This window comes from Desulfovibrio legallii (assembly GCF_004309735.1).
In the GTDB taxonomy this organism is placed as follows: Bacteria; Desulfobacterota; Desulfovibrionia; order Desulfovibrionales; family Desulfovibrionaceae; genus Desulfovibrio; species Desulfovibrio legallii.
Map to the genome: position 1 here is coordinate 270,302 of NZ_SIXC01000002.1, position 15,056 is coordinate 285,357.

Annotated in this window: 11 protein-coding genes and 2 tRNA genes; 4 read left to right on the top strand and 9 right to left on the bottom strand. The window is 63.0% G+C overall.

What is annotated here, in order from left to right:
• The first annotated feature begins 212 nt into the window (after positions 1-212).
• Positions 213-1,748, top strand: a complete 1,536-nt coding sequence (locus EB812_RS02345) for an outer membrane homotrimeric porin (protein ID WP_118230242.1) — start codon at positions 213-215, stop codon at positions 1,746-1,748.
• Positions 1,749-2,122: 374 nt separating this feature from the next.
• Here the strand turns inward: EB812_RS02345 and EB812_RS02350 are convergent, their stop codons facing one another.
• Both EB812_RS02350 and EB812_RS02355 read right to left on the bottom strand, forming a co-directional pair.
• Entirely contained in the window at positions 2,123-2,551 is a 429-nt protein-coding gene (locus tag EB812_RS02350; RefSeq protein WP_118230241.1) for an OsmC family protein, read from the bottom strand.
• 108 nt (positions 2,552-2,659) lie between these two features.
• Positions 2,660-4,108, bottom strand: a complete 1,449-nt coding sequence (locus EB812_RS02355; RefSeq protein WP_118230240.1) for an aryl-sulfate sulfotransferase — start codon at positions 4,106-4,108, stop codon at positions 2,660-2,662.
• Between the two features lie 244 nt (positions 4,109-4,352).
• Between EB812_RS02355 and EB812_RS02360 the strand changes: the two genes are divergently transcribed.
• A complete protein-coding gene (locus tag EB812_RS02360; protein WP_165450866.1) occupies positions 4,353-5,048 on the top strand; it encodes a Crp/Fnr family transcriptional regulator in 696 nt (231 codons plus the stop codon).
• A 26-nt stretch (positions 5,049-5,074) separates the two neighbouring features.
• Here the strand turns inward: EB812_RS02360 and asnS are convergent, their stop codons facing one another.
• The gene (asnS, locus tag EB812_RS02365) at positions 5,075-6,439 is read right to left on the bottom strand and encodes an asparagine--tRNA ligase (protein ID WP_118230238.1); all 1,365 of its coding nucleotides are present in this window, start codon (positions 6,437-6,439) and stop codon (positions 5,075-5,077) included.
• 215 nt (positions 6,440-6,654) lie between these two features.
• Between asnS and EB812_RS02370 the strand changes: the two genes are divergently transcribed.
• Positions 6,655-7,131, top strand: coding sequence for a hypothetical protein (locus EB812_RS02370; RefSeq protein WP_118230237.1), 477 nt, complete (start codon positions 6,655-6,657; stop codon positions 7,129-7,131).
• Between the two features lie 148 nt (positions 7,132-7,279).
• Here EB812_RS02370 and EB812_RS02375 read toward each other — a convergent pair whose 3' ends face one another.
• The 3 genes from EB812_RS02375 to EB812_RS02385 all read right to left on the bottom strand — a co-directional run bounded on the left by EB812_RS02375 (position 7,280) and on the right by EB812_RS02385 (position 10,489).
• The gene (locus tag EB812_RS02375; RefSeq protein WP_118230282.1) at positions 7,280-8,266 is read right to left on the bottom strand and encodes an NAD(P)H-dependent glycerol-3-phosphate dehydrogenase; all 987 of its coding nucleotides are present in this window, start codon (positions 8,264-8,266) and stop codon (positions 7,280-7,282) included.
• Between the two features lie 234 nt (positions 8,267-8,500).
• A complete protein-coding gene (locus tag EB812_RS02380) occupies positions 8,501-9,937 on the bottom strand; it encodes a M14 family metallopeptidase (protein WP_118230236.1) in 1,437 nt (478 codons plus the stop codon).
• Between the two features lie 354 nt (positions 9,938-10,291).
• Positions 10,292-10,489: a heavy-metal-associated domain-containing protein gene (locus tag EB812_RS02385; RefSeq protein WP_118230235.1), complete on the bottom strand. Its 198-nt coding sequence runs from the start codon at positions 10,487-10,489 to the stop codon at positions 10,292-10,294.
• Positions 10,490-10,573: 84 nt separating this feature from the next.
• Between EB812_RS02385 and EB812_RS02390 the strand changes: the two genes are divergently transcribed.
• Positions 10,574-12,913: a heavy metal translocating P-type ATPase gene (locus EB812_RS02390; RefSeq protein ID WP_118230234.1), complete on the top strand. Its 2,340-nt coding sequence runs from the start codon at positions 10,574-10,576 to the stop codon at positions 12,911-12,913.
• Positions 12,914-13,246: 333 nt separating this feature from the next.
• Here EB812_RS02390 and EB812_RS02395 read toward each other — a convergent pair whose 3' ends face one another.
• The 3 genes from EB812_RS02395 to EB812_RS02405 form a co-directional block, all read right to left on the bottom strand.
• Positions 13,247-14,506, bottom strand: coding sequence for a sensor domain-containing diguanylate cyclase (locus EB812_RS02395; RefSeq protein WP_165450867.1), 1,260 nt, complete (start codon positions 14,504-14,506; stop codon positions 13,247-13,249).
• A gap of 250 nt (positions 14,507-14,756) precedes the next feature.
• A tRNA-Asp gene (locus tag EB812_RS02400) sits at positions 14,757-14,833 on the bottom strand.
• Between the two features lie 11 nt (positions 14,834-14,844).
• Positions 14,845-14,920: transfer RNA gene (locus EB812_RS02405), tRNA-Val, on the bottom strand.
• Between the last annotated feature and the right edge of the window lie 136 nt (positions 14,921-15,056).

Here is a 15,056-nt window from a genome sequence, read left to right on the forward strand (position 1 = left end):
TTGTGGCGGCAACCTTTTTGCGGTTTTTTTCACAATAGTATTTTAACCTATTGAAATAAAATTATTTATTTTAATAAAAAATAGTTTGTGAAAAAACCCTCTAATTCTTGAAAACGTTGCTGCCGCAACGTCGCACCGCCGCGCCCACAGGCATGAATAGGCCAATGACGAGGAAAACGGGAAGGAATGTTCTTAAAAGTACAGGAGGTCACATGCACTATGCCCGTCGTTTTCTGACCCTGGCCGCCGCGCTCGGCGTCCTTTTTGCGGGGGCGCAGCCTGCCAATGCCGTGGATTTCAAAGTCAAAGGCGCTTTTGACGTCAGTTTTGAAACGTCCAACGTGCTGCCCAGGGGGGTGGGCGGCAGGGACACCTTTGGCGCCATTGAGCGCCTGCGCACGCAGATCGACGCCGTGGCCGGAGAAAACCTCTCCGGCAGCGTCCTGTTTACCGTGGGCACCGGCACCATGAACTGGGGCTCGGCCAAGGACGGCGCGGCCCTGGGCGCGGACGGCACGCAGAATCTGGGCGTGCGTCACGCCTATCTTGACTGGGTTCTGCCCAAAACCGATCTCAAGGTGCGCATGGGCATGCAACCCCTGCTGCTGCCGGGCTATGTAACGGGCTGGAGCGCCGTGTACGGCCAGTACACCACCGGGGTAAGCCTGAGCGCCCCCCAGATTAAACTGGGCGATGCCCAGGTGGGAGCCGCGTTTTTCTGGGGACGTCCGTACAACGACAATGCGGATCTGACCAAGTACGGCAAGAACGAAACGGGCTATCTGGACAATCTGGACGTGTTCGGGCTGAGCATACCCGTCACCGCGCCCGGCCTCAAGATCACCCCCTGGGGCATGTACGCCCTTATGGGTGAAAACAGCCTGCGCGGCATCAACGACAATACCGCCCAGCGGGAGCCCTCCATTTACGCGCCCCGCGGCGGCCTCATGCCCGTGCTGGGCAGCGGCGGCAACTATGTGAGCACCTTTGAAAAAGTCTACCGCAGTGCGCACAATACCTGGAGCAACGGCTACTGGGGTGGCCTTACCTCCGAGCTGAACCTCTGGGCCCCCTTCAACATCGCTGCCGAATTCAGCTACGGCGCGGTGGATATGGGCGAACTGCAAAACTACACGGGCTTCGGCGCTTCCGCCGCCCAGAACAAGACCTTTGAGCTGACCCGTAGAGGCTGGTATGCGGCCCTGCGTGTGGACTACAAATGTTCCTGGGGCACGCCCGGCGTCACCGCATGGTACGGCAGCGGCGATGACGACAACCCCTACAATGGCTCGGAACGTCTGCCCCAGTTCAATACGGCCTGGCCCGTGACCCCCCTGGGCTTCGGCGGCGGTTTTTTTGACCTGAACACCTGGAAAGTGCTGGGGCACAACCCCAGCGGTCTGGCCGGCGGCGTGGTCGGCATCAAAGACCTGAGCTTTCTTCAAGACCTCACCCACACCATAAAGGTGGGCTATTTTCAGGGCACCAACAGCGCGCAGATGCCCCGCAAGGCCAATATGACCAGCTACCCCACCCGTGCGGACGGCCCCATGGCCTACCTGACCACCACGGACCATGCCTGGGATTTCAGCGTCTCCAATACCTACAAGCTCTATGAAAACTTCTTGGTCAACCTGGAAGCCGCCTATGTGAACCTGCACCTGGACAGCGACACCTGGAACGGAGTGGAAGATTCACAATACCGCGATAACTGGCGGGTTTCCCTCTCCTTCCGCTACATGTTCTGATGTCGGCCGCGGCCGGGAGGCGGATTTTGCCCCGCCTCCCGGCCACTCTCGGCTGTCTTTCTTGCGCGCTTTTTCTGAAACGCCGCTCCGCCGCCGGAGCGGCGTTCGTTTTACTCGCAAGGCTCTGTACGGGTTCTCTTTGCGCAGCAAAAAACCTCCTTATCCCGCGCGCCGCCCTGTCCTGGAGTGGGGGCACGGGCAAGCGCCGGACGGCAAGGGGAAGGCAGGGGTACAGCCCCCTGCCCCGCCCTAGAGCATTTAACACTTGAAATGCTCGCTTACGGCAGGCAAAAGCCTGCCTTCTCGCATTTTGTGGCAAGGATTTTCAAGAAAATCCTTGCAGAGCAGTTAGCTCATTTCATTCGCTAACTGCCCTAAGCCTGCGGCGCGGCTTCGGGCCAGTCAAAGGTGAAGACCTGCTCCACTGCCGGATGCAGGCTGTGGTGCACGCCGCAGGTTTTGGCCGCGCGCTCCATGACGGTTTTTTCCTTGGCGCTGTAGGGCCGGGCGGGCATGTGGAAAATGACCTCCAGACGGCCGATGCGGCTGGGGCTGCCGGCCGTCATGGTCTTGGCGATTTCCAGGCGCGTGCCGCTCACGTCCAGGCCGTGGTTTTCGGCATAGGTGGCCAGCACGCTCATGGCGCAGGCCCCCAGGGCCGCAGCGCAAAGATCCGTGGGTGAAAAGCTCTCTCCGGAGCCGCCGTGGTCCGGGGTGGGGGTAGTGTACAGTTTGGTGCCGCTCAAGGTGTGGACGCATTCCACACGCCGGTTGCCCAGATAGGTTTCGGTAATGTTGGCCATGGGTTCCTCTGTTTGACGAAAAAGTTTTTTTGGGGGGGGCGGGCCCAGTATGCAAAAAGGCCCCGTCGGCAGCAACGGGGCCTTTATATGGAGGAGGCGGGCCGGAGGCTACTCGGTGGCGGCCACGCAGTGGCCCGCGCCGCTGTAGTAGCCGATGGTGCCCTTGACGGAAACCGTGCTCATGGGGCCAAAGGGCGCTGCACCCGGCACGCGGAAGTCCTTGACGCTCAGGGGTTCAATGGCCTTTTCCGCAGGGGCTTCAGCCTGCGGCACCCAGGCGTAAGGCAGGCGGTAGGCCCGGTACACCCAGTTCATGGGCAGGCTGATGTGCCCTTTGTAGGGGCAGACGTATTCCCAGACGATCTCGTGTTCGCTGGTGACCTCAAAAATACGGCCGTCCGATCCCTCGCAAATGAGGGTATTGCCGTTGGGCAGACGCTGGGCCGAGCTGATGAAGGGGCTGTAGAAGCGGCTGGCGTCCAGCGGGACAAGGAAGCCGGCCTCATGCGGGGTGTACTGCCAGACCACCTTGAGGCTCACGGGGTCTATTTCCAGCACGCGGGAGTAGTCGCGCTGCGCGGCCTTGACGCCGTGGGCCGCGCCGGGGTTGGGCGCGCCGTAACCGGCCCAGCCGCCGTTGTCGAAAACCAGGATGTTGCCCTCGCCGGGCAGACCGCGGGGAATCATGTGCGCGTGGTGCTGCCCGATAATCCAGCCCAGAGCTTTTTCTTCCGGCGTGTGGTTGTAGTCCGGGCCCAGACGCCAGACGATCTTGCCGGTTTTTTTGTCCAGAATCAGGATGATGTTGGTTTCGCGGCCGTCAATGATAATGTTGTCGGGGTGGAAGCGGCTGTCCCCAGCGTCGAACCACTTGTTGGGGCCCAGGGTGGACATGGAGTTGACGTGCATCCAGTCGCCCACGCCGGGGGCGTCTTCCATCAGGGTGCCGCCGCGGTAGTTGGGGTCGCGGCACATGGCGTTGCGGGCTTCTTCTGAAAAGCCCATTTCTTCCACATGATCCGAGCAGGCCCATTCCCAAAGAATGTCGCCTTCCCAGTTCACTTCATAAATAACGTCGTCCACCAGGGTTTTGTCGCTGATGTAGGGCTGTACGGTATTGCGGTGGCAAAGCACCAAGGTGTTGCCGGAATCGATTCTGGGCTCGGAACCGGGCGCATAGTAGCCGGTGGAGCTGCCCTCGCGCTGAAAATCGTGGTGCTGCCGGGCCATCCAGCGCGGCTCCTGGCCGGGGTCTTCCACAAATTCCGCCCGGTCAAATTTCCAGACGATATTGCCGTCCCAGTCGATCTGCACCAGGTCCAGCTGGTCCTGCAGGCCGTGCTTGGGGTGCCTGGTGCCGGTGCTGCCCATGAGCATGCCGCCAGGGAACATTTTATTGGGAAAGCCGTGCACATCTTTCCACATGCGGATTTCATGCCCGTTCATGCCCAGAAGCAGGGCCCCGTTGTCGGGAGCCTGAATAATGGTGAAGCCGTTCCAGGCCTTGTCGGGATTGTACAGAGTGACGCCGGTGGGATAAATAGTGGGATGCCCCATAAGAACCTCCATTGTGGTAGCGTCGCGGGCCTTGCGCCCCGCGGCTTTGTGCTGCATGGGACATGGTATGGCGGGGAAGCGGGCCCGGATGTTGTGCTCGCAACATTATTCACAAAAAGAGGGGCGTAAACTGCCTCCAATCGTGAACGCGGGGCTGACAGCAAGGCTGGAAGCCGCCATTTGGTTTTGTCCTTTGCTTCACATATACTGGGGGTACGACCGCCTCGAGGGCAAGGAGAAACGCATGTCCTTCACCGAACTCGTTGGGCAGAACATGTGCTGGCGCACGGTAGCGCCGGCCAGGCCCAGACTGTGGAAAAAAGGCCACAAATTTAACGACGACGTGCCGCAGATGTTTTTTGTGGTCAGCGGCCGGGTACGGCTCATGGCCCTGGCGGAGGAAGGCGGCGAAAAAACGCTCTGGTATCTGCGCGACGGCTGCTGCTTTAACGAAACGCCCCTGTTTGCCATAAATGGCGGCATGGACATGCGCATCATGGGCGACGCCCGTTTTTATCACGAATGCGTGGAGGACAGCTACCTCTGCGCCTTCAGCGTCGAGGACGTGCTGCGGCTGGGCGCGCGGCAGCCGGAGCTGCTGCTCAACCTCTGCCACAGTTTCAGCTTCAAGGTGACCCTGCTGTCGCAGCAGGTGGTTTCGCTGAGCCTAGAATCCCAGATGACCCGCGTCTGCAAGTTCCTGGCTTCGCGCATTGTGCCGGGCTCGCAGCCCCTGCGTGCCCGGCGGGACATGTCCTACCGCGAAATGGCCGACCTGCTGGGCATGCACCGCATTTCCCTCTACAAAATCCTGCGTCAGGCACAAGGCCGGGGGCTCCTGCGCTTTGACAAGAACAGCGAGGACGTCCTCATCCTCCAGCCCGCAGAATTTTTCAAAGAAGCGCACCTGCCCCCCGCCGCCTGCGGCGGCCGGAACTGACGCCCGCCCCCTGCGCGGGAGCCGTCCTAAAACTCCAGGTTGCCCGGCGTACGCGGAAAGGGAATGACGTCGCGGATGTTGCTCATGCCCGTAAGCAACATGAGCAACCGCTCGAAACCCAGGCCAAAGCCCGCGTGGGGCACGCTGCCGAAGCGGCGCAGATCCAGATACCACCAGTAGTCTTCGGGCTTCTGGCCCAGCTCTTCAATGCGGGCCGTAAGCCTGTCCAGACGCTCTTCGCGCTGCGAACCGCCGATGAGCTCGCCGATGCGCGGCACCAGCATATCCACTGCGGCCACGGTGCGCCCATCGTCGTTCTGGCGCATATAAAATGCTTTGATTTCCTTGGGGTAATTATACACAGCCACGGGCCTGCCAAAATGATCCTCTGCCAAATAGCGCTCGTGCTCGGTCTGGAGGTCCGTGCCGAAGGCCACGGGATAGATGAACCTCTTGCCGCTCTTGCGCAAAATTTCCACGGCCTCGCCATAGGTCACGCGGGCAAAGGGGGCCGCCAGCAGGCCTTTGAGCCTGACCAGCAGGCCTTTGTCCACAAAGCTGTCAAACAGGGCCAGATCCTCGGCGCAGTGGGTCAGGACGTGATCAACCACATGCGTGGTGAGGCTTTCGCCCAGTTCCATAAGGTCATCCAGATCCGCAAAAGCCATTTCCGGCTCAATCATCCAGAATTCGGCGGCGTGGCGCGGAGTATTGGAATTTTCGGCCCGGAAGGTGGGCCCGAAAGAGTAGACCCGACCCAGCCCCGTGGCCAGGGCTTCGGCCTCCAATTGTCCGGACACGGTCAGATTGCAGCGGCGGCCAAAAAAATCCCGGCTCAGATCCGTCTGCCCCGGCTCCAGAGCCGTCACGCGGAACATCTCGCCTGCGCCTTCGCAGTCCGCCCCGGTGAGCACCGGGGTGTGCACCAGAGCAAACCGGTGGGAGCGAAAAAATTCGTGCACCGCGTATCCGGCCTCGGCCCGGATGCGAAAGGCCGCACCGTACTTGTTGGTGCGCGGGCGCAGGTGGGCGATACCGCGCAGAAATTCGTCGGAATGGCGTTTTTTCTGCAAAGGGAAGGCTTCCGGATCGGCCTGGCCGAACACCTCTACCGAGGTGGCGCGCACCTCCCAGCGCTGGCCCTTGCCCGGCGAAACCACCAAAGCGCCGTGCACGCTCACGGCCGCCCCCGTGGAGGCTTCGCCCAGGCCCTCGTGCGCTGCCGTGCCCGCATCCACAACACACTGCAGATTGCCGCGACAGGAGCCGTCATTGAGTTCCACAAACGAAAATTCCCTGGAGTCGCGACGGGTGCGGATCCAGCCGCAGACGACCACATTTTCCACAGGCGCTTCGGCGTTCAGCACGTCCACAATCAAGGTACGCTGCATGGCGGTTGCCCTCACTTGCTGCAAAATATGCGCGCAGTGTAGCCCCTTTGCGGGTATGGCTCAAGGGGGCGGGCACGCAGCCGCGCCTAGCCGCCCCTTGGCCTTTTTTTAAAGATTATATAGACTGCGTTTCGGGCAACGCCCCAGCATCACGCAACGGCGCCGCGCCTTGGCGCGGCTTTTGGGCACCTTCAGCGCAGCGGAGTACATGCGGCATGAAAAAACTTTTTGGCATCCTGACCCTGGTCTGCGCGCTGGCTTTTTGCAGCGCAGCTTTGGCGGCCCAGCCCCAGGCGGGCAAACCCGTGCAGGACAAACCGGAAAAACACCTGGACCGCGTAACCACGGTGAGCGTGGCCTTGGACGGTTCGGACAGCATCGGCGCGCGTCTGGGCACGCGGCTCAAGGAGCGCTTTAACCAGAGCAGCCTTTTTGCCCTCAACGACGATGAGGAAAAAGACGTGCCCAAGCTCTACCTCATGCTCGACACCAAGCCGGAATTTCCCGGCCGACCGGGCGTGGGTTCGATCTATTCCGTGAGTTGGGTCTTCAAACAGGGCAAGGGCTATCTCGGCTATCTGCTGGCGCGCGACCTGGGTGCCGTCAACGCGGAAGATATCGACGCCCTGGTGGACAAGCTCGTGGAACGCACGGACGGCATTGCCGCCAAGTATGGCAGCCTCTGGAAATAACGCATTACATCGCAAAGGCTCGCGCAAAAGGCTCCGGCGGCGCGGGGCCCTGCCATCCTCCCCTTCCCCTGTTTCGCTGAAATACTTTTGGCGGGAGGTCCCACACCAGGGGCCGCCCGCCAAAACGTTTTTCTCCGGTCCGCCCGGCTTATTCTTCCCGCAGGTCGCGGCCCATGAGGTCGCGCAACACCGCTGCCGGCTGCCGTCCTTCATAAAGGATGGCGTACACGGCGGCGGTCAGGGGCGCATCTACCCCCAGTTGTCGGGCCAGGGCGTGCACGGCGGCCGTGGTTTTGACGCCTTCGGCCACCATGCCCAGGCTGGCGGTGATGCTTTCCAGAGCTTCACCCCGCCCCAGGCGCAAGCCCACCTGCCGGTTGCGCGAAAGGTCGCCCGTACAGGTCAGGGTGAGGTCGCCCAGGCCGGAAAGGCCCATGAAGGTGCGTGCCCGTGCCCCGCGCGCCACGCCCAGACGGCACATTTCCGCCAACCCACGGGTGATGAGGGCCGCGCGGCTGTTGTGCCCCAGGCCCAAGCCGTCACAGATGCCCGCAGCAATGGCCATGACGTTTTTAAGGGCCCCACCCATCTCTACGCCGGTGACGTCTGTGCTGGAATAGCAACGGAAGGTGGGCCCGGCAAAGACTTCGCGCAGACGCTGGCCCAGCGCCCGGTGGCGCGAGGCCAGCACCACGGCCGTGGGCAAGCCCTCCAATACCTCGGCCGCAAAGGAAGGCCCGGAAAGCACGGCGTAACGCGGCCGCACGCGGGTCAGGGCGCTTGCCGCAATGCCGGAGCAGGTGGACAGGGTTTCCAGTTCCAGCCCCTTGGCCGCGTTGACCAGCATGACGCCGGGACGGAAAAAATCCACCCGTTCCGTCAGCCAGGCGCGCAACTGCTGGGTGGGTACGGCCAACACCACCAGGCCGGCGGCCAGGGCCTGCGGGTCCGTACTGGCCGCAAGACGCGGACTGAGTGCGCGGCCCGGCAGATAGCGCGGGTTTTCATGCCGCCGGTTAATGGCCTGGGCCACGGCCGCATCCCGCAGCCAGAGGGTGACCCCATGTCCCTTGACGGCCAGCAGGTGGGCCAGGGCCGTGCCCCAGCTGCCGCCACCGGCCACGCAGACCTGCAGAGTATGGCTGTTCACTGCAAAATGCTCCTCACCCTTTTCCGCGGCAGATATGCCTTTGCAATGCAGGCAGACGCCCGCGTTGACGCATGGCCGCACAATGGCACAGCAGCAACGTCGTGCCCGTAACGTCTTCTGCCGCAAAGGGGCACGCCCGCGGCGCAAAAATCAGCTTCCAGGAGGCCTGCCGCCCCGCCAACGCACGCCGCGACAGGACGGACGGCGACCGCCTGCGCCTCAGAACCCCAGGGCGGATTCCGGCCCCGGCCTGTCGGGCAACGGCGCGTTGCGCGCCTGCCGGGGTGCGTCGGTCACGAAGCGTACCAGAAGCATGCCACTGCAGCGCTGGCCTTTATACGCCTCCACCCGAAAAATGCACCCCTGCCGGTCCACGGAAAAGCGGGGCAAAAAATCCTTGCGGCGCAGGGTCAGGCCGCTTTCGTCCGCCTGGCCGCTGTCCACGCCGATGGCGTTGACGCGCACACCCTGCTGCGGGTGTACCAGCAGCTCCCCGCGCACGTCCAGCACCTGGCCAAAAGGCACGTCCATGTCCTGGCCGTCCACGCGCACGCGCAGACCGCCGAGGCTGGTGTCCACCTCCCGCCATTCGGGCCGGATGAGCGTGATCATGCGGTTGCCGTAGTGCACGCAGTACTGGCCGTCGTTTTGCTCGCAGGGCAGCACGGCCATGATGGGTTTGGAAGGCACAGCCGTGGTCGAGGCCTCCTTGGGCAGGGGCAGATAATTGATGGTCGGGCGCGCGTCCTCCAGGGGCAAAAAAATGCGGTTGCCGGCAAAGGACACGCCCAGATTTTCCAGCAGGGCCCCGCGCACGCCCTGCGGGCTGAGCTCAAAGCCGCGCGCAAACTCCACCCCGGCCTGGCGCAGCAGCGATTCCACCATGCACAGATGATAGTAAGCGCGCAACTCCACGGGGAATTCCTTGCTGGCCTCCAGGCCAAAGGCCGCCTTGCCCTGGCGCACGGCGTAGTACGAAAGGCTTTTTTCCATCTCGCGGTCGCCTTCGGCCGTGCGCGTGTTGTGCACGTGCAGACGGTGGCCGGGGTCCAGCAGGCCCTCATTGGCGGCGGCGGCGGCCTGCCGCGCCTCATGGACCAGATCGCCCATGAACACGCCCGGCAGGCGCTCCTGATCGATGATTACGGACTGTCCCCAGCGCGCAGGATTGCGCAGCTTGTCCTCATGGGCAGGACGGTAGTAGCCGCTGCCGTCGTGCAGGTTGAGCACCAGAACCACCTTGGGATGCCGGATGAGATCCTGAATGCGACGCACCACGCTGTATTCCGGGTCGCCCCGGTCCAGCCGGGCGAACTTACGGTTCATGTCACCGTAGAGCCCACGCGAGCGCTTGATAATACTGGGGAAATTGAGATTTGGCACCACCCACAGGCCGCCCCGGCGAATGGTGTAGTGCGTGGACAGCAACGTGGCGGCGGAAAAGCCGCCGGGCTCATCGCCCTGGATGCCGCCCACCACCAAGACCACCTGCCCGCTCTCGTCGCCCAGGCGCACCAGGGTAAAGTCCAGCGCGGGCACAGGGGCCGTGGCCGCAGCCCGCGGCCACAGGCAGCAAAAAACCGCCAGGGCCAGCGCCGCCCATAAAAACGGGAAACGCCCCCCGCGCAAACCGGTAGAAGAAAAAAAGTCTTGCATGCCGCTGCCGCCGTTACGGGCCCGGCAGTATGGCCGCCGGGCCCGGAGGTGATTGCCGATACCTACGATATTCGGCGGCAAACGGCAAGGCGGCGACAGCGTCTCCCCGCCGCAACGGCCAGGCCCGGACAGGCGACGCAGCCCGGAACAGCGTTGACCGGGCGGCGGTCAGGCGACGGACGCCTCGCTCCCTTTATTTAGAGCATTTAACACTTGAAATGCTCGCTTACGGCAGGCAAAAGCCTGCCTTCTCGCATTTCGTGGCAAGGATTTTCAAGAAAATCCTTGCAGAGCAGTTAGCTCATTTCATTCGCTAACTGCTCTAAAAAAACGGCAGTTGAAGGGAAAAAAACCTTATTCCGGGTCAAAACCGATATTGGTGATGGCCGAGCGCAGGGCGGCCATATCCACGGGCGCGCTTTCTTCAAAGCGCAATTCCTTGGCCTCCAGGTCCACCTGCGGGTTTTTCACGCCGGCAATCTTGCCCGCTGCTTCCTCCACCGAGGCCTTGCAGTGCCCGCAGCGCATACCATTGACTTTCAGCGTTTTCATCATATCCTCCTTGGGAAACAATTTTCATTTTCAGATGACGGCAGTATACGCGCCGCCACGGTCAATGACAAGACGGAGGTCTGCATGAGCGCCAACAAGGAAGCAGGGGCCTGCCCCTTGCGTTTCGACATCGGAGGCATGCACTGCGCGGCCTGCTCCTCGCGTATTGAGCGGGTGGTGGGCCGCATGGAAGGCGTGGACAAAATCAGCGTCAATCTGGCCACGGCCAAGGCCGAAGTCTGGACCAGACCGGGCGAAGAGGACGCCGTCAGCAAAAGTCTGGTGGAACGCGTGGCCGCCCTGGGCTTTACGGCGGCCCCCGCCGCCGAGGACAACGCCTCCGCCGAGTTTGCGGCCAACAAAGCCCGCGCGCAGGCCGACATCCAGGCCCGCCTGCGCCGTCTGATCCCCATGGCCTGCTTTGCCGTGCCCTTGCTGGTGGTTTCCATGGGGCACATGGTGGGCCTGCCCCTGCCCTCCTGGCTGGACCCGCACAGCGCGCCCCGCACTTTTATGCTGGTGCAGCTGCTGCTGACCCTGCCCGTGGTCTGGCTGGGCCGCCATTTTTACAAAGACGGCATCGTGGCCCTGCTGCGCCGCGCCCCGGCCATGGACAGCCTGGTGGCCGTGGGCACGGGTGCGGCCTTCCTGTTCAGTCTGGGCAACACGCTCCTGGGGCTGGCCGGATCCGAGCCCATGACCCGCGCCATGAACCTCTACTACGAATCCTGCGCCGTGCTGCTGACCATGATTGAGCTGGGGCAGTTTCTTGAAGCCACAGCCAAACGCAAGGCCGGGGACGCCATGGGCGCGCTCATGAGCCTCACCCCGGAAACGGCCCTGCTGCTGGATCCCGCCGACGCGGCCGCCGCCCCGCGCGAAGTGCCCCTGGCCCAGGTGCGCGCCGGTGACACACTGCTGCTCAAGCCCGGCGGCCGCGTGCCCGTGGACGGCGTGGTGCTCACGGGCCGCAGCGCCGTGGACGTTTCCCTGCTGACGGGCGAATCCATGCCCGTGCCCGTGGCCCCGGACGACAAGCTGGTGGCGGGCAGCGTCAACGGCGAGGGCTCGCTCACCCTGCGGGCCGAGGCCGTGGGCGGTCATACGCGCTTGGCGCGCATCATCCGCCTGGTGCGCGAGGCCCAGGGCAGCAAGGCCCCCATAGCCCGGCTGGCCGACAAGGTGAGCTTTTACTTCGTGCCCACGGTCATGCTGCTGGCCGTGCTGGCCGCCCTGGCCTGGCTGATCTTCAGCAACGAGCCCATCACCACAGCCCTCACCGTTTTTGTGGCCGTGCTGGTCATGGCCTGCCCCTGCGCCATGGGCCTTGCCACGCCCATGTCCATCATGGTGGGCACGGGTCGCGGCGCGCAGTTGGGCGTGCTGATCAAGAACGGCGCGGCCCTGGAACAGGCCGGACGCATCAGCGTGCTGGCCGTGGACAAAACCGGCACCCTCACCACGGGCAAACCCGTGCTTACGGGCCTGGACGTGCTGCCCGACGCGGCGGCATGGGACGAAAACGCCCTGCTGGGTCTGGCCGCCAGCCTGGAGGCCCGCTCCGAGCACCCCCTGGCCCATGCCATTCTGGCCGCCGCCAAGGAACGCCAACTGATTGCCGCCGCAGTGGACGAAGTGGCGGTCAGCCCCGGACTGGGCATTGCCGGCAAAGTGGGCGCGGAAACCGTGGCCGTGGGCAACCGCGCTTTTATGGAAGAACGCGGTCTGCGCGTGCCGCAGGACGTGCTGGCCCATCTGGCCGCCCTGGCCGAAGCCGGCCAGACCCCGCTGCTTCTGGCCCTGGGCGCGGGGGCCGAGGCCCGCCTGGCTGCCGTGCTGGCCCTGGCCGACGCCCTGCGCCCCGAATCGGCCTCCGTGGTGGCCCGGCTGCGCCATATGGGCGTGCGCGTGGTCATGCTCACCGGCGATAACGAACGCACGGCCCGCGCCGTCGCCGCCAGAGCCGGCGTGGACGAAGTGGCCGCCGGCCTGCTGCCCGCACAAAAGGCGGACTATGTGCGCCGCCTGCAGGAGGAAGGAAATATCGTGGGCATGGTGGGCGACGGCGTTAACGATGCTCCGGCCCTGGCCGCGGCGCATGTGGGCATGGCCGTGGGCACGGGCGTGGACGTGAGCGCCGAAGCCGGCGACATGGTGCTCATGCGCGACGGCATGGAGGCCGTACTCACGGCCCTGGCCCTTTCCCGCGCCACCATGCGCAATATCCGCCAGAATCTGTGCTGGGCCTTTGGCTACAACATATTGGGCCTGCCCGTGGCCGCCGGCCTGCTGCACGCCTTTGGCGGCCCCATGCTCTCCCCCATGATCGCCGGCACCGCCATGGCCCTTTCCTCTTTCTCTGTGGTCAGCAACGCCTTGCGGCTGCGCTGGTTCCGCATCAAGGAGCAACCATCAGCCAGCTGAAAAGCCAGAAAACAACCTTGCGCAGCCCGTGAGCAGCAAAAAAACGTTGCCGCGGGCAGCGCAAAAAGGCTGCCGCTGCTGCGACGTTCTGCTTTGTCAGAGCAGACTACTTTTGAGAATGTATATTCTCAAAGGTTACGGCGCCCCCGTGCCGGCGCTTACCCGCGCAACTACATAGCGCTGCTGTCGTCATCCGTAGCCAGCACTGTTGTCTTTGCCCGGAGCTTCCTCCGTCGTAACGGGCCAAGCGCCTGCGTCGCAACGGCTGAAGCCGCGCCTCCACGGCGGGCGTCTGCCTACGTAACCACCAGGGCCTTGCAACGTTGCAATGCCCTATTTTTGTTCCTCCATCCTGCAGACCTTGTCCGCAAAGGCTATGGCGTTTCTGCCGTTGGCCTTGGCCCGATAGAGCGCCTTGTCCGTTCCCATGACGATGGCTTCGCCCGCACTGTGTTCACAGTAGGCGCAAACGGCAGCAATGGTTTTAAGGCCAATGCTCACGGTCACCCGTCCCCAGGAGCTGTCCACATGAGGAATCTGGAGGGCATAGACGGCGTCGCGCAGACGCTTTGCCATGACCAGAGCGCCCTCTTCGTCCGTATGGGGCATAAGGACGGCAAATTCTTCGCCTCCGTAGCGGAACAGCCTGTCCTCAGCGCGGAGCAGGCTGTCGCTCATGGCCTTGGCCACGGCCGTGAGGCAGTGGTCGCCTGCCAGATGCCCATACCGGTCATTAAAGAGCTTGAAATTGTCCACATCGATGAGCGCCACACTCAGCACGCCGCCGGCCCGGCCCAATCGCGACACCTCGCGGGCAAGCGAAGCGTCGAAATGCCGTCGGTTGTAGACGCCTGTCAGGTAATCCCTGGAGTTCAGTTCCGCCAGGCGGCGGTTCGCTACCTGCAACTGACGCTCAAGGTGTTTGCGTTCTGTAATGTCCAGATGGATGACGCAGATGGCGATGATTTTGTTCATCGCGCTGGTGATGGGGGTCACGGCAATAAGATATTCCCTGTCGCCTATGGCCAGTTCATGGTCAGGGATGCGGCCGCCGGCATCCAGCTTTATGAAATCCTGGACTATTTTTTCCCCGCTCTCCCGGTGCAGATCCTTCACGTGCCGGCCAATGACCTCCATGAGCGGCCGCCCCGATAGAACGGCATGCCTGGCATTGGCGGCCAGCAGCCGTCCGTCCCGGCCCACCACGCAAGCGGCTATGGGGGTCAGGCCAAAAATGGTGTCCAGCGCGGGCATTTCCTGCCCGGTCCGGGCCGGCAGGGCGGCCAGGTCGCACTCCACCCCCTGAAAGCCCAACAGCGCGCCGTCTTCGGCAAACAGGGGCACGCCACTGATTTCCACCACCAGCAGAAAGCCCGTGGCGGAAATATAGCGCACCACCACATGCGCAAAAGCGCACGGGGCCCCTTCACGATAAAACAGATCAGGAATTTTCACGGCGTCCGCAGGGTCCATGAATTCCTGGAAGGGCCGCCCCAGCAGCCCACCCGCGTCCAGACCGAACAACTGTTCCTTTTGTGTGGAGGCCTGAAGGTAGTTCAGACCGGGGTCGACCTTCCACGACGGTGTTTCCACAGTCGCGCCTTGAAGTCCGTGTGGCAAAAGGCACCTCCTCCACGGGCCGTGGCGTGCGCCGCACGCGTCTGCAGGCCGTTACCATGTCTCTTGGGCAATATAGTTTTTTTTGCCGGTGGCGTAAACGAGGTCTGCAGGGTCTGCCGCAAAGAACGGGGCATAGCGGCTATAGAAGGCGCTTGCCCCGTTCTTGGGTGCGGAACCAAAAAGCGCGGCACCGCGATGTGGTCGCAGTGCCGCGCTTGGCTTCTGGCGGAGCGGAAGGGACTCGAACCCTCGGCCTCCGGCGTGACAGGCCGGCGTTATAACCGTCTTAACTACCGCTCCGTAAGGTGGGCTGGTGGGCAGTACAGGACTTGAACCTGTGACCCCCGCCGTGTGAAGGCGATGCTCTACCAGCTGAGCTAACTGCCCGCCCCGGAGATAGAGTTCTATGCAAAAGCCCCCGCTTCGTCAAGAAAATTTTGCCAAGTAAAAAAATTTAAACTTTTTTACTCTTTTATTACCCTCAATTTTCTGGCTATTTCTCCCGTCCACCGCGCAAATGCGG